General features: G+C 63.4%; 6 protein-coding genes. All 6 read left to right on the forward strand.

Features of this window, described 5'->3' with window-relative positions; translation table 11 throughout:
• On the forward strand, positions 1 to 243 hold a 243-nt coding region (locus WBF74_RS02645), incomplete at its 5' end, for a glycine cleavage T C-terminal barrel domain-containing protein (RefSeq protein WP_424434761.1).
• A 158-nt stretch (positions 244 to 401) separates the two neighbouring features.
• Positions 402 to 1,118, forward strand: coding sequence for an EF-hand domain-containing protein (locus WBF74_RS02650; protein WP_424434764.1), 717 nt, complete (start codon positions 402 to 404; stop codon positions 1,116 to 1,118).
• Positions 1,119 to 1,189: 71 nt separating this feature from the next.
• On the forward strand, positions 1,190 to 1,819 hold the full coding sequence (locus WBF74_RS02655; RefSeq protein WP_424434767.1) for an RNA polymerase sigma factor: 630 nt from the start codon (positions 1,190 to 1,192) through the stop codon (positions 1,817 to 1,819).
• Between the two features lie 22 nt (positions 1,820 to 1,841).
• A complete protein-coding gene (locus WBF74_RS02660; RefSeq protein ID WP_424434770.1) occupies positions 1,842 to 2,342 on the forward strand; it encodes a hypothetical protein in 501 nt (166 codons plus the stop codon).
• The gene (locus WBF74_RS02665) at positions 2,339 to 2,878 is read left to right on the forward strand and encodes a periplasmic heavy metal sensor (RefSeq protein WP_424434773.1); all 540 of its coding nucleotides are present in this window, start codon (positions 2,339 to 2,341) and stop codon (positions 2,876 to 2,878) included. Before WBF74_RS02660 ends, WBF74_RS02665 begins: the two co-directional genes overlap by 4 nt.
• A 51-nt stretch (positions 2,879 to 2,929) precedes the next feature.
• Positions 2,930 to 3,996, forward strand: a 1,067-nt coding sequence (locus WBF74_RS02670) for an NAD(P)/FAD-dependent oxidoreductase (protein ID WP_424434776.1), incomplete at its 3' end; no start/stop codon positions are given.

Below are 3,996 nucleotides of genomic sequence, written 5' to 3' on the forward strand. Positions count from 1 at the left end.
GTTCTGTCGGGCGGGAAAATCGTGGGCACGGCGACAAGCACAGGCTTTTCGCCCGCTCTGGGTGCCAACATCGCGCTTGCGGTTGTCGATGCCGGAGCCGCAGCAGCGGGCGGGCTTTCCGTCCTTGCGGAACGGCGGGAGGGGCTTTCGGTGGTGGAACTGCCTGCGTCTGCCCGGGTCCTCACCGCGCCTGCTTTCGTCCATCCCCGGCGTGTCCAGCAGCCGGCCCCGCTTCATCCCTGAAAATTTTTCTCCTGAAAGGCGACGGAAACCCGTCACCCCCGCGTTTCACCTTCTGAAGAGCGGTGATTGCTTGTCGTTCGAGGCCGTTCGGCCCGGACCATGCGGCAAGCGCTGTGCTCAGGCCCAGGGGGACGAAACCTGGAAAGGGAATTGAAGATATGAAAAAGCTCAAAATTGGACTGCTTGGTGGTGTGGCGGCACTCGCAATGGCGATGACGGTTCCGGCACTTTCGCATGCGGAGCCCGGCAAGGGTGGCCATGGTGGCAAGCTGTTCGAGATGGCGGACACCGATAAGGACGGCGCGATTTCGCAGGCAGAGTTCCGTGCGGGCGCTGAAGCGCGCTTCAACAAGATGGACATCGATGGCGACGGCGTGCTGACCAAGGAAGAGGTGAAGGCCGCGCATGAAAAGGCGCGCGAGGCGTTCAAGGCCCATCGCGGTGAGCGGCCTGATCCGGCTGAGCGCTTTGCGAAGCTCGATGTCGATGGTGATGGCAAGGTAACGCTTGAAGAGATGAAAGACGCCGCCACGAAGCGTCTTGCCGAACGCGGCAAGGACGGCGACAAGGCCGAACGCCATGTGAAGTTTTCCGAAAAGTATTTCGAGAAGCTGGATGCAGATGGCGACGGTGCCGTGACGCTGGAAGAAATGCAGGCCGCGAAGAAGAAGCATCATGGCGAGCGTGCGGACAAGAAGGATGGCAAGCGCGGCGACTACTTCTCCCGTCTTGACGCCGATGGCGACGGCAATGTGACGAAGGACGAGTTCCTTGCCGGTGCCGACAAGATGTTCGAAAAGCTCGATCGCAACAGCGATGGCAAGCTTGAACGGGGCGAAGGCCACAAGGATCGCGGAGAGCGGAAAGACCGCTGACCGCGGAAGGGATGTAAACTCTGGCCGCAGCAAGCTAGGCTGCGGCCAGACCCTTCGCCTGAGGGGCGCCGGTGCGAGCTGGTGCCCTTCATTCGCGTCGTGAGGGCAGGAGAGGAAGCGGTTGCGTGGACGAAACGCCGGATGATGAACTGGTTGCCGCCGTCGCCAGAGGCGATGAGCGGGCCTGCCGTCTTCTGATGGAGCGCCATCTCGGGCGCGTCGTTGCGCTTGCCCGCCGCATGATGGGCAATCAGGCCGATGCCGAGGAAGTGGCGCAGGAAGTTTTTCTGCGCGTCTGGACCCATGCGGAAAGCTGGCAGCCGGGCAGGGCACAGTTCGGCACATGGCTCTATCGGGTGGCGGCCAACCTTTGTCTCGACAGGCTGCGCCGCCTGCGGCCCTCGGTCGATATTGATGACATGCCGGATCTGGTGAGCGGCGAGCCCGGCCCCGATGCGCGGCTGGAGCAGGACCAGCTTGCGGCGCGGGTAGAAGCAGCCTTGCAACAACTACCGGAACGCCAGCGCGCGGCCATTGCGCTCTCCCATTATGAAGGCTTCTCGAATACCGAGACGGCGGAGATTCTGGAAGTTTCGGTTGAGGCGGTGGAATCATTGCTTTCGCGCGGGCGGCGGCAGTTGCGCGCGCTTCTGGCGACGGAAAGAGACGAGTTGTTGCGTTCAAGGGAAACAAGCGCCTGAGCGCGCCTATGGATAGAAGATCATGAGCAACAAGATGACACTGGAGCGCTTCGCCGCGATCATCGATGCCTATGGCACGTCGCCAGCGCGCTGGCCTGCGGATGAGCGCGCCGCAGCCGAGGCGTTGCTCGCGGAAGATCCCGCCGCACAGGCGCTGGCCGCAGAAGCCGCAAAACTCGATCTAATGCTTGCGGCCGCCCGCGTGGAGGCACCCTCTGCGGCGCTTGTCGAACGGCTGATGGCCGCACGTCCCCGCGCAGTGGCAGTCGCACCCGCGCCGCTGCAGGACAAGGGCGTCTTCCGCAGGCTGATCGAAGCTGTGTGGCCTTACGGGTCGCCCGTGGTGCCCACAGGGGCGCTTGCGGCGTCCATCATGCTTGGTGTGGCGCTTGGCTCTGTTTCTGAAGTATCGGTTATCGGAATGTCCGCAGCCAGCGCCGCCTCGGTGGAAATGGAAACGGGTGAGCGGCTGGTGGCTTTGGCACTGGCGGATACGGCCTGGCCAGAGGAGTGGATGCAATGAGCAACATGAACGACAAGCCGCAGCGCCGCTGGCTCGGCCCGGTCTTTCTCGCCTCGCTGGCGCTCAATCTCTTTCTGGTCGCGCTGATCGCGGTGCCCGTCATCAAGGGGCCGCCTGATCGCTATGGGCCGCCACCCAAAGGCTATGGCCCGTCGGTCATGTATGGCGCGCTGAAGGAACTGCCGGAGGAAGACCGTCTCATCATCCGCCATGCGATGAGGGAGCGGTTCCGCGAGGTTGCACCGCATATCCGTGAAACGCGGGAAGCGCGCGACAGGCTGATCGATGCGATCGCCGCCGAGCCTTATGATGAAGCCGCTGTGCGGGCCGCCTTTGATGCTATATCGGAGGCGACCATGGCGATGAGCGCGCTCGGGCGGGAAGCAATGCTGGACGGCTTTGCGAAGCTCACGCCGGAGCAGCGCCAGCGCGTGGCAAAGGCGATGCGTGAGGACCGCGAGAAATCAAAAGGGATCCGATTCAGGCATCGCGAAGGACAGGACGAGCGGCACATGGAACCTGTGCCGGCTGAGTAAACTTGCGGCCGGAGCGGGAAGGGGGACAGGCTGAGCTGGTATCACCGCGACATGTATGACGGAGGCCGCCCGGCCGGGAGCCTCTGGGAAGAAACCGCGCCACCCCTCACGCCAGGCGTGGATCTCGGCCCCAATCGCGACGAGACATGCGATGTCGCCATTATTGGTGGCGGCTATACGGGCCTTTCCTGCGCGCTTCATCTCGCGCGCGATTTCTCGATTGATGTGCGCCTGCTGGAAGCCGGGCCGCTAGGCTGGGGTGCTTCGGGACGAAATGGCGGCTTCTGCACGCTACCGCCGACCACGCTTTCGCTCGGCGATCTGGTGAAACGCTATGGGGAGGCGGAAGCAAGACGCTTCATCGATTCCCAGCGTGAGGCCATTTCATTTGTTCGCTCCTTTGCGGAGAGCGAAGGCATAGACATTGAAGCACAGGGAGAAGGCGAACTTCTTGTTGCGCATGCGCCATCGCGCTTTGCCCTGCTGGAGCAGGAAGCGGAATTTGTGAACCGCACCTTCGGCCTCGGGCTCAGGCTTTTCAGCCGGGAAGAAGTGGCGGAACGCTTCTATGATTCCCGCGAACAATTCGGCGCGCTGCTCAATCCGCTGGGCTTCGGGCTGCATCCGCTTCGGCTGGCGCGCGGGCTTGCAACGGTTGCCGCGCGAGTGGGCGCGAAACTGCATGGGCGCTCGCCTGTGCTGCGCTGGGAGCGGGAAGGGGAGACGCATCTTCTGGTGACGCCTTCCGGCACCATCCGCGCAAGGCGCGTCGTGGTGGCGACGAACGGTTTCACGCGCGCGCCGATGCCAAGCCTGCTCGCAGACCGGATCATTCCCGTCATGTCGAACATTGTGGTGACGCGTCCGCTGACGGCGGATGAGCTTGCCGCGCAGAACTGGCAGACGGAAACGCCCTGCGCCAACACGCGCAACCTGCTCTTCTATTACCGCCTGTTGCCGGACCGCCGTTTTCTGTTCGGGGCGCGGGGCGACACGACCGGCACGGAGGCGGATGGCGCAAAGATGCGGCGCTTCATGGAGCGGCGGCGGGCAGAGGTTTTCCCCGGTTGGGCTCATGTGGAAACGACCCATGCCTGGCGGGGTTTTGTCTGCATGAC

It is taken from the genome of Parvibaculum sp., from assembly GCF_049672805.1.
GTDB lineage: Bacteria > Pseudomonadota > Alphaproteobacteria > Parvibaculales > Parvibaculaceae > Parvibaculum.